At 68.3% G+C, this 24,107-nt stretch carries 26 protein-coding genes; 13 read left to right on the top strand and 13 right to left on the bottom strand.

Annotated elements, in window-relative coordinates:
- Positions 1-30: 30 nt before the first annotated feature.
- Positions 31-432, bottom strand: a complete 402-nt coding sequence (locus AU185_RS02120) for a hypothetical protein (protein ID WP_059100787.1) — start codon at positions 430-432, stop codon at positions 31-33.
- An 80-nt stretch (positions 433-512) separates the two neighbouring features.
- On the opposite strand from AU185_RS02120, the gene msrA reads away from it, so the two are divergent.
- Positions 513-1,028 carry a peptide-methionine (S)-S-oxide reductase MsrA gene (msrA, locus tag AU185_RS02115; RefSeq protein ID WP_059100652.1) on the top strand — a complete coding sequence of 172 codons (516 nt, stop codon included), beginning with the start codon at positions 513-515 and terminating at the stop codon, positions 1,026-1,028.
- Between the two features lie 30 nt (positions 1,029-1,058).
- On the opposite strand, the gene AU185_RS02110 is transcribed toward msrA, so the two are convergent.
- Both AU185_RS02110 and AU185_RS02105 read right to left on the bottom strand, forming a co-directional pair.
- Entirely contained in the window at positions 1,059-2,390 is a 1,332-nt protein-coding gene (locus tag AU185_RS02110; RefSeq protein ID WP_059100651.1) for a cytochrome P450, read from the bottom strand.
- Positions 2,391-2,399: 9 nt separating this feature from the next.
- On the bottom strand, positions 2,400-3,764 hold the full coding sequence (locus AU185_RS02105) for a cytochrome P450 (protein WP_059100650.1): 1,365 nt from the start codon (positions 3,762-3,764) through the stop codon (positions 2,400-2,402).
- A 95-nt stretch (positions 3,765-3,859) separates the two neighbouring features.
- On the opposite strand from AU185_RS02105, the gene AU185_RS02100 reads away from it, so the two are divergent.
- On the top strand, positions 3,860-4,462 hold the full coding sequence (locus tag AU185_RS02100) for a TetR/AcrR family transcriptional regulator (RefSeq protein WP_059100786.1): 603 nt from the start codon (positions 3,860-3,862) through the stop codon (positions 4,460-4,462).
- A gap of 3 nt (positions 4,463-4,465) precedes the next feature.
- On the opposite strand, the gene AU185_RS02095 is transcribed toward AU185_RS02100, so the two are convergent.
- Positions 4,466-5,035, bottom strand: a complete 570-nt coding sequence (locus tag AU185_RS02095; RefSeq protein WP_059100649.1) for a TetR/AcrR family transcriptional regulator — start codon at positions 5,033-5,035, stop codon at positions 4,466-4,468.
- Between the two features lie 73 nt (positions 5,036-5,108).
- On the opposite strand from AU185_RS02095, the gene AU185_RS02090 reads away from it, so the two are divergent.
- Positions 5,109-5,756, top strand: coding sequence for a class I SAM-dependent methyltransferase (locus tag AU185_RS02090; RefSeq protein ID WP_082683694.1), 648 nt, complete (start codon positions 5,109-5,111; stop codon positions 5,754-5,756).
- On the opposite strand, the gene mmpH is transcribed toward AU185_RS02090, so the two are convergent.
- From mmpH to manT, 3 genes are read right to left on the bottom strand one after another with little or no spacing between them, the layout of a single operon-like run.
- On the bottom strand, positions 5,757-6,836 hold the full coding sequence (gene mmpH, locus AU185_RS02085) for an MMP endo-(1,4)-3-O-methyl-alpha-D-mannosidase (protein ID WP_059100647.1): 1,080 nt from the start codon (positions 6,834-6,836) through the stop codon (positions 5,757-5,759).
- A complete protein-coding gene (locus AU185_RS02080) occupies positions 6,823-7,554 on the bottom strand; it encodes a class I SAM-dependent methyltransferase (RefSeq protein WP_059100785.1) in 732 nt (243 codons plus the stop codon). Before AU185_RS02080 ends, mmpH begins: the two co-directional genes overlap by 14 nt.
- A complete protein-coding gene (gene manT, locus AU185_RS02075; protein ID WP_059100784.1) occupies positions 7,548-8,783 on the bottom strand; it encodes an MMP alpha-(1->4)-mannosyltransferase in 1,236 nt (411 codons plus the stop codon). Before manT ends, AU185_RS02080 begins: the two co-directional genes overlap by 7 nt.
- A gap of 223 nt (positions 8,784-9,006) precedes the next feature.
- Here manT and AU185_RS02070 point away from each other — a divergent pair, with 223 nt between their 5' ends.
- The 5 genes from AU185_RS02070 (at position 9,007) to AU185_RS02050 (ending at position 14,293) form a co-directional block, all read left to right on the top strand.
- On the top strand, positions 9,007-9,408 hold the full coding sequence (locus AU185_RS02070; RefSeq protein ID WP_059100646.1) for a DUF3224 domain-containing protein: 402 nt from the start codon (positions 9,007-9,009) through the stop codon (positions 9,406-9,408).
- A gap of 222 nt (positions 9,409-9,630) precedes the next feature.
- Positions 9,631-10,989 (top strand): type VII secretion-associated serine protease mycosin, encoded by a 1,359-nt coding sequence (mycP, locus tag AU185_RS02065; protein ID WP_502687721.1) that lies wholly within the window; start codon positions 9,631-9,633, stop codon positions 10,987-10,989.
- Positions 10,986-12,383, top strand: a complete 1,398-nt coding sequence (gene eccE / locus AU185_RS02060; protein WP_059100645.1) for a type VII secretion protein EccE — start codon at positions 10,986-10,988, stop codon at positions 12,381-12,383. Before mycP ends, eccE begins: the two co-directional genes overlap by 4 nt.
- 27 nt (positions 12,384-12,410) lie before the next feature.
- Positions 12,411-13,955 carry a PPE domain-containing protein gene (locus tag AU185_RS02055; RefSeq protein WP_059100644.1) on the top strand — a complete coding sequence of 515 codons (1,545 nt, stop codon included), beginning with the start codon at positions 12,411-12,413 and terminating at the stop codon, positions 13,953-13,955.
- Positions 13,952-14,293 (top strand): YbaB/EbfC family nucleoid-associated protein, encoded by a 342-nt coding sequence (locus tag AU185_RS02050; protein ID WP_059100643.1) that lies wholly within the window; start codon positions 13,952-13,954, stop codon positions 14,291-14,293. The genes AU185_RS02055 and AU185_RS02050 overlap by 4 nt, the downstream gene beginning before the upstream one ends.
- Here AU185_RS02050 and AU185_RS02045 read toward each other — a convergent pair.
- From AU185_RS02045 to AU185_RS02030, 4 genes are all read right to left on the bottom strand, one after another.
- The gene (locus AU185_RS02045) at positions 14,290-14,784 is read right to left on the bottom strand and encodes a TIGR04338 family metallohydrolase (RefSeq protein ID WP_059100642.1); all 495 of its coding nucleotides are present in this window, start codon (positions 14,782-14,784) and stop codon (positions 14,290-14,292) included. The two genes, AU185_RS02050 and AU185_RS02045, sit on opposite strands and share 4 nt — an antisense overlap.
- Positions 14,781-15,560: a DUF2786 domain-containing protein gene (locus AU185_RS02040; protein WP_059100641.1), complete on the bottom strand. Its 780-nt coding sequence runs from the start codon at positions 15,558-15,560 to the stop codon at positions 14,781-14,783. Before AU185_RS02040 ends, AU185_RS02045 begins: the two co-directional genes overlap by 4 nt.
- Before the next feature lie 116 nt (positions 15,561-15,676).
- Complete coding sequence (locus AU185_RS02035) at positions 15,677-16,681, bottom strand: alpha/beta hydrolase family protein (RefSeq protein WP_156425359.1); 1,005 nt, start codon at positions 16,679-16,681, stop codon at positions 15,677-15,679.
- The gene (locus tag AU185_RS02030) at positions 16,660-17,499 is read right to left on the bottom strand and encodes an alpha/beta hydrolase (protein ID WP_059100639.1); all 840 of its coding nucleotides are present in this window, start codon (positions 17,497-17,499) and stop codon (positions 16,660-16,662) included. The genes AU185_RS02035 and AU185_RS02030 overlap by 22 nt, the downstream gene beginning before the upstream one ends.
- A 47-nt stretch (positions 17,500-17,546) precedes the next feature.
- Between AU185_RS02030 and AU185_RS02025 the strand changes: the two genes are divergently transcribed.
- From AU185_RS02025 to AU185_RS02010, 4 genes are all read left to right on the top strand, one after another.
- Complete coding sequence (locus AU185_RS02025; protein ID WP_502687978.1) at positions 17,547-18,530, top strand: sigma-70 family RNA polymerase sigma factor; 984 nt, start codon at positions 17,547-17,549, stop codon at positions 18,528-18,530.
- Positions 18,531-18,671: 141 nt separating this feature from the next.
- Positions 18,672-19,796 carry an NDMA-dependent alcohol dehydrogenase gene (locus AU185_RS02020; RefSeq protein ID WP_059100637.1) on the top strand — a complete coding sequence of 375 codons (1,125 nt, stop codon included), beginning with the start codon at positions 18,672-18,674 and terminating at the stop codon, positions 19,794-19,796.
- Between the two features lie 18 nt (positions 19,797-19,814).
- On the top strand, positions 19,815-20,579 hold the full coding sequence (locus AU185_RS02015) for a pirin family protein (RefSeq protein WP_059100636.1): 765 nt from the start codon (positions 19,815-19,817) through the stop codon (positions 20,577-20,579).
- Positions 20,557-21,861, top strand: coding sequence for a PQQ-dependent sugar dehydrogenase (locus AU185_RS02010; RefSeq protein WP_059100635.1), 1,305 nt, complete (start codon positions 20,557-20,559; stop codon positions 21,859-21,861). Before AU185_RS02015 ends, AU185_RS02010 begins: the two co-directional genes overlap by 23 nt.
- Here the strand turns inward: AU185_RS02010 and AU185_RS02005 are convergent.
- Entirely contained in the window at positions 21,858-22,145 is a 288-nt protein-coding gene (locus AU185_RS02005) for a GlsB/YeaQ/YmgE family stress response membrane protein (RefSeq protein WP_059100634.1), read from the bottom strand. The genes AU185_RS02010 and AU185_RS02005 overlap by 4 nt on opposite strands.
- Before the next feature lie 240 nt (positions 22,146-22,385).
- On the opposite strand from AU185_RS02005, the gene AU185_RS02000 reads away from it, so the two are divergent.
- Positions 22,386-23,414, top strand: a complete 1,029-nt coding sequence (locus AU185_RS02000; RefSeq protein ID WP_502687979.1) for a phosphodiester glycosidase family protein — start codon at positions 22,386-22,388, stop codon at positions 23,412-23,414.
- Here the strand turns inward: AU185_RS02000 and AU185_RS01995 are convergent.
- Positions 23,411-24,100: a YoaK family protein gene (locus AU185_RS01995; RefSeq protein ID WP_059100632.1), complete on the bottom strand. Its 690-nt coding sequence runs from the start codon at positions 24,098-24,100 to the stop codon at positions 23,411-23,413. The two genes, AU185_RS02000 and AU185_RS01995, sit on opposite strands and share 4 nt — an antisense overlap.
- Positions 24,101-24,107 lie beyond the last annotated feature (7 nt).

Genomic DNA, 24,107 nt, shown 5'->3' with positions numbered 1-24,107 from the left:
AGAACACGTTCTACTGACGTTTGTCGAGTGTCAGAACGCGGTCAGCACCTGCCGGGCGCCCAGCGGATGCTGCAGTGCGATGTCGAGGGTACCCGACACGGCGATCATGATGCACGCGCGGCCAACGGCTTCGGGAAGCGTGCCGCCGCGCAGCGCGACGGTCACGACGTCGGGAGTCTCCTGGACCGTCGCGTGCACGCCGTAGCACTGCGGCGTGCCCGTGGTGAAATGCACCGCGATCACGCGGTCGTCTTCGGATCGGCTGAACGACTCAGCGCGCATGGGATGGGCGTCGACGATCGCCGGGTTGTCGGCGAAGACGACACCCTGGTAGCCGGGCCGTTCGGGGAGCACCGCGGTCTCCGCAGATGCCGCCGGTGCGGCCCACCCGGCCAGCACGGCGACCCCGATAGCGGCCGCGACTGTGCGCATCACCCAACCGTAATCGTCGACAGGCACTATGGGTTGTATACAGAAATTGTCTCGACAGTGTTCGACAGTGAAGGAGCGGCATGAGCACCACCAAGACGGCCATCCTGGCGGGCGGTTGCTTCTGGGGCATGCAGGATCTGATCCGCAAGCAGCCCGGAGTGGTGTCGACGCGCGTCGGCTACACCGGCGGCGAGAACGCCAACGCCACCTACCGCAACCATCCCGGCCATGCCGAGGCGATCGAGATCGTCTACGACCCGGCGCAGACCGACTACCGGGCGCTGCTGGAGTTCTTCTTCCAGATCCACGATCCGACCACCAAGAACCGGCAGGGCAACGACGTCGGCACCAGCTACCGGTCGGCGATCTTCTACCTCGACGACGAGCAGAAGCGCATCGCGCTCGACACCATCGCCGACGTCGACGCCTCCGGCCTGTGGCCCGGCAAGGTCGTCACCGAGGTGACACCGGCGAGCGACTTCTGGGAGGCCGAGCCCGAACACCAGGACTACCTGGAGCGGTTCCCGAACGGCTACACCTGCCACTTCCCGCGTCCGGGCTGGAAGCTGCCCAAGCGCGAAACGGCCAGCCAGTAACCCGCCGAGCAGCCGTGGCCCCAGCTCGCGCTAAGTCCGGTGTCGCACCACGACCCGGCCGCCGTCCTTCGGCGTGAACGCGATCCCGCGGAAGTGCACCTTCTCATCGGGGGCGCGGTCGGTCTCGATCACGAAGTGTCGCAGCACCGTTCGTAGCACGACGTCCATTTCGACGTTGGCGAACGCCGCCCCGATGCACCGGCGGGTGCCGCCACCGAAAGGCACCCACGCCGTCGGTGGTCGCTTCCCCAGGAAGCGGTTCGGGTCGAAGCGCTCGGGGTCGGGGAAGACCTCGGCGTTGGCGTGGATGTTCGCCAGCGCCACCATCACGGTGTAGCCGTGCGGAATCCGCCATTCGCCGAGGTCGAAATGCGGTGCGGCGACGTGGCGTCCGGAGAAGTCGATGACGGTGCGGTTGCGTTGCAGTTCGTTGATGAACGCCTGGCGGTACTCGTTGCCACCCTCGTCGTTCTCCCTGACCAGCTCGGCGAGCACCTCGGGATGACGGCGCAGCCGCTCGAAGGCCCAGCCCAGCGTCGATGCGGTCGTTTCGTGGCCGGCCCCCAACAGCGTGAGCAGTTCGTCGGAGACGTCCTGGCGCGACATCGGCGTGCCGTCCTCGTAGGTGCTGCGCAGCAACAGCGCCAGGATGTCGGTGCGCTCATCACGCGCGGGATCGGCTTCGGCCTTGTCGATCAACGCGAAGACGGTGCGGTCGAAGTGGCGGCGGAAGGTCGCCAGCCGTCCCCACGGACTGAACCGTCCGGTGCTGAACGGCGGTTCGGGCAGGGTCGCCATGCGGGAGCCCAGCTTGGCCCACGGCGGGATGATCTCTCGCAGAAAGTCGAGTTCGGCTCCGTCGGCCCCGAACACCGTGCGCAGGATGACGTTCAGCGTGATCCTGTTCATCGGCTCGAGGGTGGGGAACTCGACGCCTTCGGGCCAGGTCGCCGTCTCGCGGAGTGTCTCCTCCTCGATGATCTTCTCGTAGTTCTTGATGCTCTGACCGTGAAACGGTGGGGCGAGCAGCTTGCGGCGCTTACGGTGCTCGACACCGTCGAGGGCGAAAACCGAACCGGGACCGAAGATCCGGCTGAGGTTCGGTTGCACGTTGATCAGGTCGTCGGTGCTCGCGAGGTAGACCTGCCGCAGCAGCGCGGGATCGGCGACCACCACGCTGCGACCGAAGAACGGCACATTGATCGCGAACACCTGCCCGTACCGCTTGATGGCCTTGGCCAGATACCAGCGGCGGAACGCCGCCATGAGCACCAGCTGAACGGGCTTGGGTAGCGGCACCGCCGGGGGCGTCCTGCCGGGTGCGACCGCTGCGTCCTGCTTGGCTACGGCGGCGTTCGTCATCGGTTCCTCCTAGGCGAGCGGCGTCTCTCGGCGGTGCACCACGATGCGGCCGCCGTCCTTCGGGGTGTAGGCCACACCGCGGGAGTGCACCTTCTCCGCGGGAGCCGTGGTGGTGTCGATCACGAAGTGGCGCAGCACCGTCCGTAGCACCACGTCCATCTCGACATTGGCGAACACGGCGCCGACGCAGCGCCTGGTGCCCCCGCCGAACGGGATGAACGCGAACGTCGGGGGCCGGCCATCGAGGAAGCGCTGCGGATCGAAGCGATCGGGGCCGGGGAATTCCTCGCCACGGTCGTGCATCAGCGAAATGCTGGCCAGCATCGAATACCCCTGCGGTACAACCCAATCACCGATTTCGAATGTCGGCGAGTAGACGTGCCTGCCCGCGAAGTCGATGACCGTCCGGGCCCGCTGCACCTCCAGGATGGTGGCCTGCCGGTACTCGTTGTCGCCGGTGCCGGCTTCGTCGACCAGCTTCGTCAGTACCTCCGGATGCCGGGTGATCCGCTCGAAGGCCCATGCCAGGGTTGACGCGGTGGTCTCGTGCCCCGCAGCCAGCAGGGTCAGCAACTCGTCGCCGATATCGTTGCGCGACATCGCCGTACCGTCTTCGTACGTGCTGCGCAGCAGCAGTGCCAGCACATCGTCGCGGCTCTCGAAGTTCGGGTCGGCGGTGACCCAGTCGATCAGCTTGTCGATGACCGCGTCGTACTGTCTGCGATATTCGGCCAGCCGGCCCCACGGGCTGAACCGGCCGTAGGTTCGCGACGGGGTGGGCAGCGTCGACACCCGGGAACCGAGCGTCACCCAGGGCGGGATGATGCGGCGCAGTTCGTCGAGGTGTTCACCGTCGGCACCGAACACGGCGCGCAGAATCGCATTGAGCGTGATCCGCATCATCGGCTCGAGGCTCGGAAACGCTTGCCCCGTCGGCCAGTTCGCCGATTCCCGCAGTGTCTCCTCTTCGAAGATGCGCTCGTAGTTCTTGATGCTCTTGCCGTGGAACGGCGGGGTCAGCAGCCGGCGGCGACGGCGGTGCTCAGCTCCGTCGAGCGCGAACACCGAGCCGGGCCCGAGCACCCGGGACAGATTCGGCTGGATGTTGCCGACGTCGTCGGTGTTGGCCATGCACAGCTGCTTGGCCAGCTGTGGGTCGCCGATGACGACCGTGCGCCCGAACACCGGAAGGTTCAGCGTGAACACGGGCCCGTAGCGGCGGGCGATCTGGGCGACGGTCCACCGCCGTGAGATGGAGAATGCGGCGCCCAGTACGGGCTTGGGGATCTTTGCCTGCGGCGGCAGCCTGACCGCGCGGGACGGCGTGGCTTCGGCGGGCGTTGCTGTGCCCTTGATGACCGTGACTTCGCTCATGACGCTCCCAGCCATATCTCGGTACTACGATGTACCGCGGGTGTGTGATGTACGGTACCGGTTGGTACCAGTTGTCGCAAGGGTCTGGAGGCGAGATGACGTCAGCGCTCGACAACGGCGCTACCACCGTCGCCGACCCGTTCCGCGATCGCGTTCTCGACGGCCTGGCCGCCTCCATCAACGAGCGCGGCTACCGCGACACCACGGTGGCCGACATCGTGCGGCACGCCCGCACCTCCAAGCGGACCTTCTACGAGCAGTTTCCGAGCAAGGCCGAATGCCTGATCGAGTTGCTGCGCCGCAACAACGAGGATCTGATCGCGAGCATCCGGGCGGCGACACGGCCGGAAGATGACTGGCATGACCAGATTCGGCAGGCGGTGACCGCGTACGTCGACCACATCGCGGCGCGTCCGGCGATCACGCTGACCTGGATCCGCGAGGCGCCCGCGCTGGGCATCGCCGCCCAGCCGTTGCATCGGCTGGCCATGGAGCACCTGACCGACATGCTCGTCGATCTCAGCGGCAGCCCCGGGTTTCTGCGTGCGCAACTGCCCGCGATCTCGCGGCCGCTGGCGCTAATCCTGCTGGGCGGCCTGCGCGAGCTGACCGCGTTGTTCGTCGAGGACGGCCGCGACCTGCGGGGGATCGTCGAGCCCGCGATCACCGCGTCCGAGGCGATTCTCGGCTCGCGCTGACGGTCAGCTCAGGATCAACCGCGCGGATTTCTCCAGCCGCTCCGCGATCTCGGTGTACGACGCGTAGCCCATGCCTGCGCGGACCAGCGCGCCGGAGTACAGCATCTCGAGCGAGTCGATGACGTCGGCATCGACGTCGGAGCCCAGCGCCGCGGCCAGTCGGGCGCGGATCTCGCGGCCGATGCGCAGCCGCAGCACCTCGACGTCGGGGTCGCGGCCCAACAGCGCGGTCGTCACCGCGCCGGCGAACTCGGGTTCATCGGCGACCAGCAGCGAGATGTGCCGCAGCACCTCGATGACGCGGGCGGCGGGATCGTCCGACTCGTGCGCGGCCGGCGGCGACGCCGAAAGCCGTCGCCAGAACACCTCGGCGACGAGGTGCTCCTTGGAGGAGAAGTAGGTGTAGGCGGTGGCCGCCCCGACGCCCGCGTCGGCGGCCACCCGGCGCACGGTGAGACCAGCGAAGCCCTCGCGGCCGAGGAGTTCGACCGCGGCCCGGCCGAGGCGGTCCACGGTGTCCGCCTGCTTGGCGGTCAGACGGCGCCGGGTCGACTCCAGGGCCGTGTCGGACACATGTCCGGACGCTACTACAACGAACCGGCACCAGCAATGAATCGTCGTGCCGGCGCCGGATAGATTGACAACGATGCGTACCACCGATGAACTCTTCGCCCTGGCCGAGCAGGTGACCGGTTTCATGCCCGCCGACGAGGGCCGCGCCCTGTTCGATGCGGCCGTGAAGTATCTCGGCGACGGCATCGGCGTCGAGATCGGAACCTACTGCGGCAAGTCGACCGTGCTACTCGGCGCGGCCGCACAGCAGACCGGCGGCGTGCTCTACACCGTCGACCACCACCACGGTTCCGAGGAACACCAGCCCGGTTGGGAGTATCACGACGCCTCGATGGTCGATGCGGTCACCGGCCTGTTCGACACGTTGCCGACGGCGCGGCACACGCTGGACGCCGCAGGCCTGGACGACCACGTCGTCGCGGTGGTCGGCAGGTCACCGGTCGTCGCGCGCGGTTGGCGAACGCCGTTGCGCCTGTTGTTCATCGACGGCGGCCACACCGAGGAGGCCGCGCAGCGCGACTTCGCCGGCTGGGCGAAGTGGGTGGAGGTGGGCGGCGCGCTCGTCATCCACGACGTCTTCCCCGGCCCCGAGGAAGGCGGGCAGGCGCCATTCCACATCTACCGGCGGGCCTTGGACGGCAACAACTTCCGCGAAGTCTCGGCAACCGGATCCATGCGGGTGCTGGAGCGGACACAAGGCGTGGTCGGCGAGCCGCTGTAGTCAGCGGTCGCTCGTCGCGCACTCGCAGTCGTATTCGCCCTCGAGGCCGCGGGGTAGGTCGTCGCCCCGGAAAAGGCCGCTGGCCGCCGTGGTGCAGGACAGCGCATCGGCGGCGAGGATCATCGCAGCACCGGTCCACGTCGTGCGTTCCTCCGGCCAGCGCTTGCCGTCGGCGAACACCAGGCCCGTCCAGTAGGAACCGTCGTCCTCGCGTAGATGGTGCATTGCGGCGAACTGTTCACGAGCGCGGACCGTGTCCCCCATCGCATCCAAAGCCAGGACGAGCTCGCAGGTTTCGGCGCCGGTCACCCACGGCCGGTCGTCGACACAGCGGATCCCGAGGCCGGGTACCACGAAGTCGTGCCACCGTTCGTCGATGCGAGCCGTCGCCGCCGCACCGCGCACGGCGCCGCCGAGCACCGGGTAGTACCACTCCATCGACCAGCGGTCCTTCACCGTGAACGCCTCGGGGTGGTGGGCTATCGCATGGCCGAGCCGGCCGACGGCCACCTCCCATTCGGGCTGCGGGTCGTCGAAGTAGTCCGCGAGCGCCAACGCGCACCGGATGCTGTGGTAGATGCTCGCGCACCCGGTCAACAACGCGTCGGGCTCGATCGCCGAAGGGCTTCTCGCCCAGGCGATCTCACCACCTTCGAGCTGCATGCCGAGGACGAAGTCGATGGCCTTGGCGACCACCGGCCACATCGTCTCGGCAAATCGGCGGTCGCCGGTGGTCAGCACGTGGTGCCAGACGCCTGTCGCGATGTAGGCGCAGAAGTTGCTGTCGCTGTTGGCATCTTCGATGACGCCGTTGCGCAACTGGATGGGCCAGGATCCGTCGGGCCGCTGGGTCGTGCGCGACCACTCGAATGCAGCGCGCGCCGGTTCCAGCAGACCGGCGGCGGTCAGCGCCATCGCGTTCTCGATGTGGTCCCAGGGATCGGTGTGGCCACCGTCGAACCACGGAAGCGCGCCCGAGGATTCCTGTGTCGCCGCAATCGACTTCGCGGTCTGCCGGCACTGCTCGGGCGTCAAGACACCCGGGACGCCGGGAACGCCGTCGAGTTTAGGTATCAGCACCGACGACCGCCGGTTTGTCGAAGTACAGCGCGACACTCTTGCCGATCAGCGGGTTCAACAGCGACTCGGCCGTCCGGGTCAGCCACGGCCGGCTCATCATGTCCCACACCAGCATGCGGTGGTACGCCTTGACCGCGACGTGATCCGAATTATCGGTTCCCACTGCACATTTCAGCCACCAATACGGGGCGTGCAGGGCGTGCGCGTGGTGGGTGTGCTCGAGTCGCAGGCCGTGGGCGAGCACCTTGTCGCGTAGGCGGTCGGCGTGATAGATGCGCACATGCCCGCCCTCGTTGGCGTGGTATTCGTCGGAGAGCACCCAGCAGAGCTTCTCCGGAAGCCAGCGGGGCACCGTGATCGCCAGCGTTCCGCCCGGCTTGAGCACCCGGACCAGTTCGGCGATCACCTTCTCGTCCTCGGGCACGTGCTCGAGAATTTCCGAGGCGATCACGCAGTCGAAAGTGCCGTCGGTATAGGGCAGATCGAGCGCATCGCCCTTGACCGCCTCGGCCTTCGCCGTCGGCGGCGCCTCGCCCTGCTCGCGCATTGCGGTCAGGATCTCGTCGACGTCGTTGAGGTCGGCCGCGTTCTGGTCGAAGGCCACGACGTCCGCGCCGCGCCGGTACGCCTCGAAGCTGTGCCGGCCGGCGCCGCAGCCCACGTCGATCACCTTCGTGCCCGCGCCCACCCCGAGGCGGTCGAAGTCCACCGTCAGCATGCGCCGACCCGGTTCCGAGCCTGCTCGTACACCGCAACCGTCTGCGCCGCAACGGATTGCCAACTGAACACCTCGAGCGCGCGCTTGCGTCCGTTGGCGCCGAGGCGGGCCAGTTCGCGCGGGGAATCGAGCAGGTCGCCGAGCACCGCGGTCAGCTCCTCGACGTCTGCGGGCCGCACCAGCCGGGCGCATTCGCCGTCGGCGCCGACCACCTCCGGCAACGCACCGGCACGGCTGGCGACGATCGGTGTACCGCTGGCCATCGCTTCCACGGCAGGTAGCGAGAAGCCTTCGTAAAGCGAAGGGATGCAGGCCACTTCGGCCGAGGCGAGCAGGTCGGCCAACTCCCGGTCGGACAGCCCGCTCGAGCTGTGCACGATGTCGGAGATGCCGAGTTCGGCGATGAGCTTCTCGGTCGGGCCGTTCGGTTCGAGCTTGGCGACCAGCTGCAGTTCGAGGTCGCGCTCGACGCGTAACCGCGCGACCGCGTGCAGCAGGTGCCGGACCCCCTTGAGCGGCACATCGGCGCTGGCGATCGCGATGATCCGGTTGCGCACGCGCTGTTCGGCCGGTTTGAACATCGCCGTGTCCACCCCCAGCGGCACGACGTGCAACTGATCCGGCGCAACACCGAAGTCCTCGGAGATGTCGGCCGCCGAGGTCGATGACACCGTGAGCAGTTCGGGGATCTCGCAGGCGACCTGCTTCTGCATCTCGGCGAAGCCGTACCACCGTCGCACCAGCGGCTTGCGCCACCACTTGGCGGCGGCGATGTCGACCACCTTGTCGCGGGTGATCGGATGATGCACCGTGGCCACCACCGGAAGCCCGAGGGCAGCGATTTTGCGTAAGCCGGTGCCGAGGCACTGGTTGTCGTGCACCACATCGAACTCGTCGCGGCGCTCGGCCAGCACGCGAGCGGCGCGCAGGCTGAACGTGCGCGGCTCCGGGAAGCCCGCCGTCCAGGTGGTCAACAGCTCGAGTAGGTCGATGGAGGTCTTGATCTCGGTCGGCCACGGAATGCGGAACGGATCGGGTTCGCGGTACAGATCCAGGCTCGGCACCTCGGTCAGCCGGACCCGGGGGTCGAGGTCTTCCGGATAGGGCTGACCGGAGAACACCTCGACGTCGTGGCCCAGGTCGGCGAGACCGCGGCTGAGGTAGCGGACGTACACGCCTTGCCCACCACAGTGGGTCTTGCTCCGGTACGACAACAGGGCGATGCGCATCTTCAACTCACGCCGATGCACTAAAGCGGATATATCCAGGGCCGGTGAGCTGGACGAATCGTGTCACGCAACAACTCCGAACCTTCTGGACATGTGTCCAGACTATAGTTTGACCTGCTATCGGACGCAACGCGACCGTGATGCCTTGACTATCACAGTGGCTGGCGGCCCCGCCTGTCGGCCTCTCGGTTCACCCGGCCCGCCGATCGGGTATCCGCCCCCCATGAGTAGACATATCGAGGCGACTTTCGAGATCGGCAGCTGGGATGAGACGCCATTCGAGGACGGCGACGACGCCACCAAACTGACCGAGGCCCTGGTCGCCAAACGCTACAACGGCGACATCAAGGGCACGTCGACGACGAAGTGGCTGTTGGCCTACGCGCCAGACAAGAGCGCGCTGTTCGTGGGCATCGAGCACATCACGGGCACCATCGGCGGCAACCCGGGCAGCCTCGTGTTGTTGCACGACGGCTCCTATAGCGATGGTGTCGCCAGCGCCGACGTGCGGATCGCATCCGGCACCGGCGGGTTGGCCAACGCGGCCGGCAGCGGAAAGTTCCGCGCCGATCCGGCCGGCGCGATCACCCTCGACATCGACGGCTTGGACACCGCCGTCCCCTGACGAGGGTCGCAGCACGACAGGTCCCCTCGGCGCCGGCGCGGGCCGGCCACCGGGGACAGATAGCGCAATGACCCACCCCGACCGCCCCTTAAGATTGGCTGCGTGCAATCGGCCGATTGGCGTGACGTGAGAGTTTGCGCCGCTCAGTGGGCGGTGCGCAGTTTGCTCCGCAACTTCCAGCACACTGCCCGGCGGTCCTCGTGCCAGGGAGGTGCGTAGCGCGTGCAGCGCATCTTCGCGCGCGTCGTCGCGCTGATGGCGGCGCTGCTGCTGGCCTTGTTCAGCGCCCCCGCGGCCACCGCGATCGAGCCACCGGCTATCGATCCCGCGGCCGTGCCACCCGATCAGACCGGGCCCGACCAGCCGATGGAACAGCGTCGCGTCTGCTCGGCGCCGACGACGTTTCCCAACTCGAATTTCGTCGACCGGCCGTGGGCAAATGACTATCTGCGGCTGTCGGAGGCGCGGAAGTTCGCGACCGGTGCGGGCGTCACCGTCGCGGTGATCGACACCGGTGTCATCGGCTCACCGCGGGTGCCTGCCGAACCCGGCGGAGACTTCGTCGACCAGGCCGGCAACGGGATGTCGGACTGTGACGCCCACGGCACGCTGACCGCGTCGATCATCGCGGGACGGGCCGGGCCGACGGACGGATTCGTCGGCGTCGCACCCGATGCCCGCATCCTGTCGCTGCGGCAGACCTCCGAGGCGTTCCAACCGGTCGGCTCGCGCCAGGACCCCAACGATCCCAACACCACGCAGACCGCCGGGTCGCTGCGCAGCCTGGCCCGGGCGGTGGTGCACGCGGCGAACCTCGGCGCGCAGGTCATCAACATCAGCGAAGCCGCGTGCTACAAGGTCACCCGCCCGATCAACGAGACCGGCCTCGGCGCCGCGATCAACTACGCGGTCAACGTCAAGGGTGCGGTCGTCATCGTCGCCGCGGGCAACACCGGTCAGGATTGCGCACAGAACCCGCCGCCGGACCCGGCGGTCCCGGCGGATCCGCGCGGCTGGAAGCAGGTGCAGACGATCGTCAGCCCGGCGTGGTACTCGCCGCTCGTGCTGACCGTCGGCGGCATCGGTCCGACCGGCCAGCCGAGCTCGTTCTCGATGTCGGGTCCCTGGGTGGGCGCCGCCGCCCCGGCCGAGAATTTGATCGCGCTCGGCTATGACGGCAATCCGGTCAACGCGTTGCACGGCCAGGACGGTCCGATCCCCATCAGCGGGACATCGTTCGCGGCGGCTTACGTCTCCGGATTGGCCGCGCTGCTCAAACAACGCTTCCCGGCACTGACGCCGGCCCAGATCATCAACCGCATCACCGCCACGGCGCGCCACCCCGGTGGGGGCGCCGACAACTACGTCGGCGCCGGGCCCATCGACCCGGTCGCGGCACTGACGTGGGACGTGCCCGCGGGCCCGGAACGTGCGCCGTACAAGGTCAAGGAGATCCCGCCGCCGGTGTTCACCCCTCCGCCGGATCGCGGCCCGATCACCGCGGTCGTCATTGCGGGGGCCGTGCTCGCGGCGGTCCTGGGTCTCGGCGCCCTGGCTCGTCGCGCACTGAGGCGCCGATGAACAAGATCCTCGGCATCTTCGGGCTGCGGTTCACGACGGGCCACATGATCTGGGCGGCGGCGCTGATCCCGGCCGGCATTCTCTTGTTCGCCAGCCTGGACCTGCTCTGGCTCGGGATCACGCTCGCGGTGCTGATCGCGCTCGGTTCCGTGGTGACGATCCGCGGTCGACGGGTCACCGGATGGGTCGCGGCGGTGTTCGCCTGGCGCCGGCGGCACCGCAATGTGCCGACGCGGCCGTCGGAGCCCGCGGTGGGCGCCACGGTGATGCCGGGTGACCACGTCGCGGTGCGGTGGCAGGACGAGTACCTGGTGTCGGCCATCGAGTTGGTGCCCCGCCCTTTCACCCCGACGGTGATCGTCAACGGGGCGGCGTTCACCGACGACGTTCTCGACACCCGGCTGGTCGAGCAACTCGTCGCGGCGCACTGCCCGGATCTCCAAGCCGACGTGGTGTCCTCGGGCTACCGGGTAGGCAAAACCGCTCCGGCGACGCTGGTTTCGCTGTACGAGCAGGTGGTCGGCCCCTATCCGGCACCGGCCAATCGGCGGACATGGATCGTGTTGCGGGCCGACCCGGAGACCACCCGCAAGTCGTCGCAGCGCCGCGACTCCGGCGTCGCGGGACTGGCCCGCTACCTGGTGGCTTCGGCGACGCGAATCGCAGACCAGTTGGCCGGCAACGGAATCGACGCTCGCCCGGCGCGCAGCTTCGACGACCTCGACCGGGCCACCGAGATCAGCTTCGAGCGCGAGATGTGGTCGGCGATCAAGGGGCGCAGCACGTTCACCGCCGCCTACAGCGCACCCGGCGGTCCAGATGTGTGGTGGTCGGCACGCGCCGACCACACGATCACCAGGGTCCGGATCCGGCCCGGAGAAGCCCCCACGTCGACGGTGCTGTTGACGACGTTGGCCAACCCCACGACGCCGCGGGGCTTTTCGTGCCTGTTCGGTGGTCAGCGGGCGGCGCTGTACGGCATCAGCCCGGTCAATGACCGCCACTACGAACTCCCGATCGGATCGGCCGGGGTGCTGGTCGGCGAGACCGCCGACCGCTACCCGGTCTACATGCCGTTCGATGATGTCGACGTGAGCATCAACCTCGGCGATGCGCGACTGTTCACCCAGTTCATCGTGCGCTCGGCGGCGGCGGGCGCCGTCATCACCCTGCTGCCGCAGTTCACCGAGTTCGCCGGGTTCGTCAATGCGCGGATCGGTGAAGAGGCCAAAGTTGTCTGGCCCAACGCGACGACCTACCTCGGCCCGCATGCCGGCGTCGGCCGAGTCATCTTGCGCGACAACTTCATCGACACTCCACGTCACCGCCAGCTCCCGATCCGGCTGATCAACCCGCGGGAGGAAAGCCGCTACCAGATGGTCCTCGAGGGCTGAGATCGCCATGCGGACAAAGGGATAGCCATGGGCGAGGTACAGCGGGTCGACCCGGTGGAACTCACCAGGCAGTCCGCCGAGATGCAGAGCCAGAACTGGCACAACCCCGCCGCCGAAGCGGTGGTGCCGCCCGACGCGCTGCCCTCGTCGGCCGCCGCGGTCGCCAACCTCAACGACAACGCCCAGTCGCTGCTCGGCTTCCAGCGGTGGGCCGAAGCGGAGAACCAACGCATCGCCGAGATGCTGCAGATCGCGGCCGACGCCTACACCAAAGTCGACGAGACCTACGGCAGGGTGATCGAGGACCCCGAGCGCCGGGCCGCGGTGGAAGCGATCACGGTGCCCGCCCCGTCGACGCCGCCGCCCCCTCTCCCGACACCCGTCGGAGCGCCGCGGAGCCTCGACGCCGACGGCTACAGCGATGTGCACAAGACGCAGGTCGACCTGAGCGCCGGGGACAACGGCGCGTCGTTGAAGACGGCGATGCTGCAGTGGAGCGTGGCGGCCACCCGGATCAGAGGCAACGCGCCGCGTCCGCCGGCCGGCGACTGGGAGGGCGCCGCGGCCGACGCGGCCTACGCCCGGATGGCGGAGTTCGGCGGCTGGCTTCAGCAGCTCGCCGAAGGCTGGCGGGAGCTGGCCGAATCGGCCGCCAAAGTCCTTGAGGCGCACGACAACGCGAAGAGCGAGCACACGGGTATCCACAGCGAGTACGTCACGCTGGAAACGCAGCTGCGCCAGCTCGCCGCGCAGATGACCCCGAGCAACTCCGTCGCGACGCAGAACGAGATGGCGAAGGTCCAGAAGCGGATGCAGGAGCTGCAGCAGCGCTCCGACGAAGTGCGCCGGCAATATGCCGGCGATGCGACGTTCTCACCCGTCCGCCCGGCCATGCCGTCGCGCGGCGACGCCGAGGGTGCGGCCATGGCCGGCGGCGGCGGCGGTGGCGGTGGGCGGCCCGGCGGAGATCCCGCGGGTATGGCCGAGACGACGGCCGCGCCCCAGGGGCAGCCGCGAACGGCCGCGGCGGAACGCCAACCCGGCGGCGGGGCGCGCGGCGGTGCCCCCACCGGTGGCGGCGCGCCCTCGGGCGGTGGCGCGCCGACCGGAGGCAGTGGTGCCGGCGCGGGCACGCCGAGCGGGCCGTCCGGTGGCGCACCGTCGACTCCGAAACTGCCGACCGATCCGAGCCTGCGGCCCGCTGCGGCCTCCGGTGGCGGTGGGTCCGGCGGCGGCTCCGGCGGTGGCGGTGGCGACATGCCGGCGACACCGATGTCGGCGCCGGTGACGGCCGAGACGGTGGCGCCCGCGCCGACGACGCCGGCCACGGCCAGCGCGACGGCGGGCCCCTCGGCGGACCGCACCGCCGGGGTCATGGGCGGCGGCATGGCGCCGATGGGCCACGGTGCGGGCGCGCAGCAGGGCCAGGAGAAGCGGCGCGATCCGCGGTTGGCCCCCGACGAGGACCTGTACACCGAGGACCGGCCTTGGACCGAGGCCGTCATCGGCAACCGCCGGCGCAGGGACGTCGGCGACGGCGGCGGGGGCGGCGGGGTCAAGGACGCCACGTGACCGATGAGATGCACCCCGAAGTCGCCGCCGTGCTGCAGCAAGCGCAGCGGCTGCAGTCGATCATGGACGATCAGCTGCACCGGATGAGCACTCAAACCTTCACGGCCGCAGACGAAACGGGGACCGTCGAGGTGACGTTGAACGGTCACCACCACCTGACGGGCGTGTTCATCGAGGATGGCCTGCTGCGCCTCGGTGTCGAGACCGTGCAGCGGCGTCTCAACGAGGCGCTGCAGAACGTCAACGCCGCGGCCAGCGCCTCAATCGAGGCGGACCGTGAGCGCATCGACGCCGCCGTCGCTGATATCGCCGGCGACCCCAGCGGCGAAAACCGTTAGCGCACACCTTCTTTCGCGTATACCACGCGCAACACGTGGGCGACCTCTGGACCCATCACCGCGTCGGCGAGGTCGCAGAAGGTCGCGGCGAATTCGGGCCCGTGCGGGGGCGGAACCGTACAGAGGTGATGTGCGACCTCGTGCAGAACGACCAGCTCACGCAGCGCCCAGCGGGTCCCAACTTCGGGCACCGCGATGACGGCGCCGTCCTCGCCGCCTTCGTAGTGCGCGGCGGCGGCTCCGCGTCTGGCCCGCACGGCCAGCGGCGCCGCGTGCGGCCACCGTCGCCGCACCGCCGCCAACGTCAGCACGTCGTCGACATAGCGCTGCACCGATTCCACCGACGCAAACCGCGCCTCCGGTGGCAGCGTGAGCGAGGTGCCGAAGAATTGCACGGCGCGGTTGCCGTGCTCGGCCGCCCGGTCGAACAGTGTGCGCACGAACTCCTCGGCGGCGTAGACCTTCGCGCGTTGGATGTCGCGGCCGGTCACTTCTCCCCGGAGGCGCTGCGGCGCCGACTTCCGTCCAGCGCCGAGCGCGCCCCCGCGAGTTCGGTGCTGGGTCCGAGCCTGGCGTTGCGCCCGGCCCGGTCACCCGCGCGCCGGGCGGCCGAGGAGTAGCCGGCGGTCGCGCTGGTGGCCCGCCAGGTTCCCCGCGCCTCCGAGGATTTGCGGTAGAAGTCGCGTAACTCGAGATCCTTGTCGCGCAACGCGATCGCGGTTCCCGGCCGACTGTCGCGGCTGCTGGTGGCCTCGTCGCGGGCCTGTTCGCGGGCCTGCGCCAGCCGCTGCCCGATGCGCGCGCCGAACGCCAACTGGAAGTTGATCCGCGCGGTGATCGTCGGCGTCGGCCGATGCGCACCGGAGGCGATGTAGCCCTGCGAAGCGCGGACCATCTGCATCACCAGGCTGGCATAGAGCGCGTGGCTGGCGTCGATGTCCTCGGGAAAGCCGTAGGCGTAGACGAACGTCGAATTCGACGCGACGTCGCACTTCACGTCGTTGGCAAGCGCGATCACCGTGAACAACTGCGCAAAGGTGCGCAGGCCTCTGGTGCCCGCGTTGCCGATCGTGATGGTCCGCTGCACCGGCATCTGCGCCTTGGTGCGCAACTCGGAATGCGACCGGGCGACGGCGAGGTCGATCGAGGTCGCCGTCGCCAACCGCTGCGCGGCGGCCATGAACGCATCGGCCTCGTGCGGGTTGTCGGTGCCCTCGGCCTGACGCAGCAGGGCGGCGATGCGGGCCAGCATCTTGTCGTCGGTCATGCCTCGACTCCCGCTCGTCCCGCTCCTCGCTCGTTCCTCATCCCCTGCCCTTCGGGCGTGGGCCCAGCGATCCTCGCTCGCGGTCGTCTTCGGATCCTCATGGCGCCAGATTAGGGCTATTCGGCGACAAACCCGTTCAGCGCTTCGACCACCTGTGGAGAAAGCGGATCTTGTGAGGCGTAATTGGCGACGTTGTCGCTCGGGTCGTCGCGCAGCACGTGGTTGACGCCCTCGAGTTCCACCAGCGTCAGCGCGGTGTGGCGCAGCGCATCGGCGAGTGGCTTGATCGCGGTGCAGTCGGCCTGACCGTCGGAGTCCGAGCAGGTGAGCAGGACCGGCGTGCCCGCCGGAATGTCGGCCGCCAGCGTCAGCGGGTCGATCTTGTCGGCCTGGATGACGGCGTTGACGTTGCCGGGGTTGAGCAGCGCGCCGAGACCCTCGGGGAGGTTCGGGGGCACAGTCCCCTTCGTCCGGACCTCGTCGACGGCCTTAAGCCACGTCGACAGGGCCGCGGGGCTGGCGTTGGCGCGCACGCGGTTGGTGATGATGTCCAGGTAGCGGCCGGGCAGGGGCTGAAAGAGGCCCAGCGAGTGGATCTTCGGCGCATCGGGACCGGTGTCGCCGGCCAACTGCATCGCGTGGATGGCGCCCTCTCCCAGCGCGTAGACCGAGATGCGGTCGCCGTCGGTGCGGGGCTGACCGGCCAAATAGCGAACGGCGGCCTTCGCGCCGGAGGTGTACACGGCGCTGACCACCTCGGTGGGCCGCTGCGCGTAGGGACCCAGACCGGTCTTGCCGGTGCCGATCTTGTCGTAACGCAGGCTTGCGACGTCGCGGTCGGACAGCAGTTCGGCGAGTTGGCGCATGTTGCCGACCGGGCCGGCGACCTGGTTGTCGCCGTTGCGGTCGGTGGCGCCGCTTTCGGAGATCAGCAGCGCGGCGGGACCCGGCGTCTCGCCGGACGGATGCCGGTAGGTGCCGTGGACCGTCAGGCCGTCGGCGGTGAAGGTGACCTCCTCGTCGACCCATTGGGTCTGACCCGACGACGAGCACGCGGCCAGCGTAAGGGCGAGTGAAAGAAGGCCGGCGGCAACGCCTTTCAAAGCTTGGCCTCGATCCACGAGGTGACGTCGTCGAGCACCAGGTCGCGCTCGGGCTCGTTGAACACCTCGTGGTACAGCTCGGGATAGACCTTCAGGTGCGCGTCGCTGGAGCCGACGCATTCCAACAGGTGGCGGCTGCCGGCGACGGGGATCAGCTTGTCCTGCTCGCCATGCACAACCAACAGCGGCGCGGTGAGCGCAGAGGCCCGCTGCGGCATGGATTCGCCCACCTTGATCAGCGCCTTGGCGATGCCCGCGGGCAGCTTGCCGTGATGCACCATCGGGTCGGCCATGTAGGCGGCCACGACCTCGGGGTCGCGGGACACCGCTTCGGTCGGCAGCTGTTCGACGGGCAGGCCCGGCAGGATGCTGCCGACGACCTTGGCGACGGCGATCATGAACGACGACACCGCGTCCTGCGCGTAGACGGCAGGCCCGGACAAGACCATCGCGGTGTAGTCGCCGGGGTGCTCGACGCCGTAGGCGAACACGACCCCGCCGCCCATGCTGTGGCCGACGACTATCCGCGGCAGTTGTGGGTGCTCGGCGGCGGCGAGGCCGACCAGGCTGCGGAAGTCCTCGGTGTATTCGCCGATGTTGCGCAGATACACCCGCTTGCCACCGGACCGGCCGTGGCCGCGCAGGTCGAGGGCATAGGTGACCAGTCCGGCCTCGCCGAACCGGGCCGCGACGTGGTCGTAGCGGCGGGCGTGCTCGGCGTATCCGTGACAGAGCACGACCACACCGCGGGGGTCACCCTCGGGGGTCCAGACGTCATAGACGATGCGCGCGCCGCCGACACCGGCGAAAGTGTGTTCGCTGCGGGTAGTGGCCACTCGCCGAGACTATCCGTTTGTCATACCCACTGATTAAGCTCGGCGACGTGACGGTGCTGGCCCACGATGTCGACGACAGAAGCGCCCAGGATGCCTTCCTGGCCGACGCGCAGCGGTACCGCCGCGAGTTGCTCGCGCACTGTTACCGGATGACCGGCTCCCTGCATGATGCCGAGGACCTGGTGCAGGAAACCTATCTGCGCGCGTGGAAGTCGTACGACGGATTCCAGGGCAAATCGTCGGTGCGGACGTGGCTGTACCGGATCGCCACCAACACCAGCCTGACGGCGCTCGAAGGCCGACAGCGGCGGCCGCTGCCGACCGGGCTCGGCGCGCCGAGTTCGGATCCGGTCGACGACATCGTCGCGCGCGACGAGGTGCCCTGGCTGGAGCCGCTCCCCGACGATTCGACCGACCCGTCGAACATCGTGGGCTCGCGTGAATCCGTGCGGTTGGCGTTCGTCGCGGCACTGCAGCATCTGTCGCCGCGGCAGCGCGCGGTGCTGGTGCTGCGTGAGGTACTGCAGTGGAAGGCCGCCGAGGTCGCGGATGCGATCGGCGCTTCCACCGCGGCCGTCAACAGCCTTCTGCAGCGGGCGCGTGCGCAACTGGATGCCGTCGGCCCGAGTGAGGACGACCAGCTGCAGCCGCCGGAGACGCCGGAGGCGCAGGATCTGCTGACGCGCTACATCGCTGCGTTCGAGAGCTACGACATCGACAAGCTGGTCGAGTTGTTCACCGCGGACGCCGTGTGGGAGATGCCGCCGTTCGACGGCTGGTACCAAGGCCCGCAGGACATCGTGCAGTTGTCGAAGACGCACTGCCCGGCGGAGGGCCCCGGGGACATGCGGTTCGTGCAGACCACCGCGAACGGTCAGCCGGCCGGCGCGCTGTACATGATCAATCGGGAGACCGGCGTCCACGAGCCGTTTCAGATGCATGTTCTCGACGTCGGGCGTGACGGCATCACGCACGTGGTGGCGTTCCATATGACGTCGTTCGAGAAGTTCGGCCTTCCCACTTCGCTCTGATCGCCGAGTGGCCAGTTATGCCACGCAATCGACAAGAATCCGCACGATAAGGGCCGCTCGACAACGCGGGTAAGCGCCTTAACCCGCAGGTCAGCGGGCTCTTTGACACCTGTTCTGCAACGTGTTCTATAGTCAGCCTCCATGAGAACCAAAGGCGCGCTTCTCTGGGAGCTCAACTCGCCGTTCCGCATCGACGAGATCGAGATCGGTGACCCCGTCGCCGATGAGGTCCAGATCCGCCTGCACGCCGCGGGCATGTGCCACTCCGACTACCACCTGACTACCGGCGCCACCCCGATCGCGCTGCCGGCGCTCGGCGGCCACGAGGGCGCGGGCGTCATCACCAAGGTCGGCCGCAACGTCACCGGCCTGGCGGAGGGCGATCACGTCATCCTCGCGTTCATCCCCGCGTGCGGCGAATGCCCGCCGTGCCTCAAGGGTTACCGCTCGCTGTGCGACCGCGGCGCGGTGCTGCTCGGCGGCAAGGCCATCGCCGACGGAACTTCGCGGGTGCACGCCGGTACCACCGAGGTGTCGCCGATGAACCTGCTCGGCACCTTTGCGCCGTACATGACCGTGCACAAGGACTCGGTCGTCAAGATCGACAAGGACATTCCGTTCGAGTCGGCGGCCCTGCTGGGCTGCGCGGTGCCGACGGGCTTCGGGTCGGCCACCAACGTCGCCGAAGTGAAACCCGGCGAGACCGTCGTGATCGTCGGCGTCGGCGGCATCGGCATGAGCGCGCTGCAGGGCGCGGTGATCGCCGGCGCCCGCAACGTCATCGCGATCGACCCGAACGAATGGAAACGCGACCAGGCCATCAAGTTCGGCGCCACCCATGCCTACCCGTCAATGGCCGAGGCGATCGCACCCGTCATCGACCTCACCCACGGCATCATGGCCGACAAGACCATCATCGCCGTAGGCGACATGAAGGGCGAGTACATCGAAGAGGCGTTGACCCTGACCACCAAGACCGGTACCTGCGTGGTGACGGGCATGGGGTCGATGATGGACGTCGACGTCAAGCTCAACCTGTTCCTGTTCACGATGTTGCAGAAGTCGCTGAAGGGCAACATCTTCGGCGGCGGCAGCAGCCACATCGAGACGCCCAAGCTTGTCGGGCTGTACAGGTCCGGCCTGCTCAACATCGACGACATGGTCAGCAAGACCTACCGGCTCGAGGACATCAACTCCGGCTACCAGGACATGCTCGACGGGAAGAACATCCGCGGCGTCGTCACCTACGACGAGGCGGACTGGTAGCGCCGCTACCCTGGAGGCATGGCCGCAGCGGAAGCCGTCGACATCCGGCGTGCCGACGACCGCGCGAAGACCAAGATCTCCTGGCTGGACTCCAAGCACTCGTTCTCCTTCGGCAGCCACTACGAGCCCGAGAACACCCACCACGGTTTGCTGCTGGTCAACAACGACGACATCGTGGCACCGGGTGCCGGGTTCGACACCCATCCGCACCGCGACATGGAGATCGTCACCTGGGTATTACGCGGATCGCTGGTGCACCAGGACTCCACCGGTCACTCTGGAGTCATCTATCCCGGTCTGGCACAGCGGATGTCGGCCGGTCGCGGCATTCTGCACTCCGAGAAGAACGACTCGTGGACGGTGACCGGCGCCGAGACGCATAGTGAGCCGGTGCATTTCGTCCAGATGTGGGTCGTGCCGGACGAGTCCGGGATCGACCCGGGTTATCAGCAGCTCGAGATCGACGACGAACTGCTGCGCGGCGGGTTGGTGACCATCGCCTCCGGTATGCCCGAGCACCGCGGTCAGACCGCGATCGCCATCCGCAACAGGCACGCCGCCCTGCACGGCGCCCGCATGCGACCCGGCGACACCGTCGAGTTGCCGCAGGCGCGGTATCTGCATCTGTTCGTCCCCCGCGGTGAGGTGACGCTCGAGGGCGCGGGTGCCCTGCACGAGGGCGACGCGGTGCGCTTCACCGGGTCGGGCGGGCAGCGCGTCACGGCCACCACGCCCGCCGAGATCCTGGTTTGGGAGATGCATGCGAGTTTGGCTGCGGTGTAACGCAATTGCGTGTCTGGCCGGCGCGGCACTGGTGGCGTCCTGCTCCACGAGCCCCGAGCCGAGCCGTGCGCCGAGCCCGCCGTCGACTCCGGCGGCTCCGACGGTGGCCGCCTCCGCGGACCTGGCGCCCGTCAACGTGGCGGTCGCGTCGCCGCTCGCGCAATCGCCGTTCGACGAGCCTCGGCAAGCGATGGTGCCGCCGGGATGGTCGATGTCGGTGTGGGCCCGGGTACCGAAGGCCAGGCTGGCGGTGTGGGCGCCCGACGGCACGCTGCTGGTGTCCCAGCCGAGCACCGGCCAGGTGTTGCGGCTCGAGCCCACCGGCGCCGAACCGCGCCAGTCGACGCTGCTCGAGAACCTCGACCAGCCACACGGAATGGCGTTCGCCGGTGACGCGCTCTACATCGCGGAAAGCGACCAGATCGACGTGTACGACTACGACGACGGTGCTGCGACGAACCGACGCACCGTCGTCGCGAACCTGCCCGACGCCAAGAGCCCCGACCTGAAAGGGGCTTACGCGCATGCGCTCAAATCCGTTGCGGTCGGCCCCGACGGCAGCGTCTACTTCTCGATCGGCTCGACCGGCAACATCTCCGCCGAGGACCGCGACGCCGATCCGCCGCGGGCGACGATCATGCGCGTTCCGCCCGGCGGCGGTGAGGCGCAGCCGTTCGCCACGGGCGTGCGCAACGGCACCGGCTTGGCGATCGCCCCGGATGGGTCGGTGTGGACCGCGGTCAACAACCGTGACAATGTGGCGGACCCGCGGAGCGGGGAGGTCGTTCCCGACTACGTCGACGACCATCCTCCCGAATCGGTCGCCCGACTCTGGCAAGGACGCGAATTGGGCTGGCCGTACTGCAATCCCGATGGCGGCCCGGCGAACCTACCGTTCATCCGCGACGTTCAGACCAATGCCGACGGCAGCCGTCTCGACTGCGCTTCGCTGCCGCCGGTCGAGCAGAGTCTCGGTGCACACGCGGCGCCGCTGGGCATGACCTTCACTACCGGCGTGCTGCCGGAGCGGTATGCCAGCGGGGCGCTGGTCGGTGTGCACGGGTCGTGGAACAGAGAGCCGCCGCGTACGCCCGAGGTGGCGTTCTTTCCTTGGCAAGGCGGCACTTTGGGCAACCAGCAGACGCTGGTCACCGGCTTTCAGGCAGCCGACGGTTCCCGGTGGGGACGCCCGGTGGCCGCCGTGACGGGACCCGACGGGGCGGTCTACATCACCGACGACTACGCGGACGCCATCTACCGGTTGGCGCCGCCGCAACGCTAGCGGGCCGTCGGTGCTCCGGTGCCTTTGCGACCGGTGACTGCAACGTAGATCGCGATCAACACGACCGCGACGATGACACCGACGATGAACGGGATGACCGCCCATCCGCCGTTCTCGTTGCTGTAACCGAACAGGCCGGTCAGCCACGACCCGAGGAATGACCCCACGATGCCCAACAGAATCGTCATGAGCACACCGATGTTCTGCTTACCGGGCATCACCAGTCGGGCCAATGCACCGATGATCGCGCCGACAATTATCGCGCTGATAATGGTCCAGATCATTGCCGCTCCTCACCACGTAGTCCGCCGTACACGGCTTACCACCTCTCCTTACCCACTTCTCGGGCTCGAAACTCAGGGTTCTGGCAGGACGATGCACAACTGTGATGCAGATGTGACGAAAGTTGACAGCGTTTCTCCTGTGGTTACGGTTGGCTGGAGTTTATGGGCTTCCGGAAAGGGGCGACGGTGCCGACGGCTGCGGCAAACATCCGGCGATTCGCGGCGTCGGCCGCATCGTTGATGCTCTGCGCGGTGCTGTCGGCGACAACGGGGGTCCCGGCCGCGAAGGCCGCGAGCGCACGCGAACTACTCGCCAATGCCATTGCCACGACGCGCGGTTCGTACCTTGTGTACAACTTCGGCGGCGGGCACCCGGCGCCGATGCTCAATGCGGGCGGCGGTTGGTACGAGATGACCAGCGGCGGGCACTTGATGATCATCAAGGCCGCGTCCACTCGTCTCGCGCCACGCCTTCTCGTCGACTCGCACCGGGGCTTCCAAGCGCGCTGCGAACGCGATCCGCGGGCCCGCACCGGGGAGGGCCTGTTGCAGGCGTCGGAGATCTTCACCCCGCTGCAAGCCTGGCAGGCCCTCGGCCAACCGACGATCGCGATCAACGCCAACTTCTTCGACGTGCGCGGCCAGAAGGGCGGTTCCTGGAAGTCGACCGGCTGCAGTTCGCCGTTGGGTGCATATGTCGACAATACCCGCGGGCAGGGCCGGGCCAACGCCGCGGTGACCGGCACGATCGCGTACGCGGGCAAGCAAGGGCTCTCCGGCGGCAACGAGCACTGGAAAGCGTTGTCGACGATGGTCCTTCCGGTGGGCGGGGCGCCGTATGTGGTGCCGCCCAAGAGTCCCGACGACTACGACGCGGCGTCGCCCGTTATTCAGGCGCTGGTCGACGAGGGCGCGCGGTTCGTCGCGGTGGCAGGCATCGGACTGCTCGCGCCCGGCGACACCGGCCAACTCAACGACGGTGGGCCGAGCGCGGCCCGCACCGCGATCGGGTATGCCAAGGACAAGGACGAGATGTACGTCTTCCAGGGCGGCAGTTACACGCCCGACCAGATCCAGGATCTGTTCCGCGGCTTGGGCAGTGACGCGGCGGTGCTGCTCGACGGCGGCGGATCGTCGTCCATCGTGTTGCGCCGTGACACCGGCGGGATGTGGGCCGGCGCGGGCGTGCCCCGCGGCTCGTGCGACACCCGTCAGGTGCTGTGCGACTCGCGCGAACGCGCCTTGCCCAGCTGGCTGGCGTTCAACTAAGAGTCGGCCCCGGATCTCCGGCCGCCGAACCAGAACAGCGCCCCGCTGATCGCGACCATCACCGCGGCCAACGCGATGATCGGCGCGACCGTGAAGCGCGTCATCGTCGCGCCGACGATCGCGCCGCCGCACATGGTGAGCACCACGCTGTAGCGCAGCTTTTCGCGGTCCCCGGTGCCGCCGGCCAGCCTGCTGTCGAACCCGATCCGCACGATCGTCGTCGTCAACACCGTGGTGGACAGCTCCTGGATGCCGAACTGCTGGGCAGTGGAATTCTGCACGCCGAAGGTGACGGCAAGTCCGGCGATGAGAAGCAGCTTTCTGTCGTCCTGGTAGTCGAGCACGCCGGCACCGGCGAGCACCGAAAGTGCCGCCAACATCAGGACTTCGAAGGCCAACGTGATCGCCAGCCATCGCCGGATGTCGGTCCCGAGGTGGCGGGCGAAGCGGCCACTCACCACCGCACCCGTCACGAAGCTGACGAATGCGACGAGGGCGGCGGTGACGTCGACGCTCGAGTGCGGAACGAACCAGAAGCCCAGAAAGATCACGTTGCCCGTCATGTTCGCGACGAAGACATGCCCGAGCTTCAGCACGCTGACCGCGTCGACCAGGCCGGTCGCAAACGTCAGCAGCAGCAGGCAGGTGATCGTCAACCGCTGTGAGACAGGGGATTCGACGGCCACGACCGGG

The sequence above is a fragment of the Mycobacterium sp. GA-0227b genome (assembly GCF_001499855.1).
GTDB lineage: Bacteria > Actinomycetota > Actinomycetes > Mycobacteriales > Mycobacteriaceae > Mycobacterium.
Note: the sequence above shows the minus strand (reverse complement) of the source record. Positions and strands in the feature narration are given on the sequence as shown.